The organism is Colwellia marinimaniae (assembly GCF_002207865.1).
Lineage (GTDB): Bacteria > Pseudomonadota > Gammaproteobacteria > Enterobacterales > Alteromonadaceae > Colwellia > Colwellia marinimaniae.
In genome coordinates this window covers 1-352 of the sequence record NZ_BDQM01000158.1, presented here as the reverse complement: position 1 = coordinate 352, position 352 = coordinate 1, and the positions used below count along the sequence as shown (strand labels likewise).

General features: G+C 36.4%; 1 pseudogene. It reads left to right on the top strand.

The features are described 5' to 3' along the window. Nucleotides 1-73: 73 nt before the first annotated feature. A pseudogene (locus MTCD1_RS18690) lies at nt 74-352 on the top strand (heme lyase NrfEFG subunit NrfE); the annotation flags it as partial.

Sequence of the window (352 nt, the reverse complement as noted above, 5' to 3'; positions counted from 1 at the left end):
TTGCAGAAGCAATCAAAGGTATTAAGCATATGAAACCAGAATACGGTAACGAAACTAAATAAGGTAGTTTGTAATGATCCCTGAGATTGGACATTTTAGTTTAATTGTCGCAACGGCGTTGTCGTTCTTGCTGGCAATGTATCCACTTATAGGCGCAAAGATTAATCATCCTGGGATGATTAATAGTGCTAAACCATTAGCCATTATGCAATTATTGCTAATGAGTCTTTCATTTGTAATTTTAGCTTACGCATTTGCGACTGATGATTTTTCAGTTGGTTATGTAGCAACTAACTCAAATTCATTATTACCGATACAGTATCCACTCTCTCCCGTATGTTGTGGTCCTTAT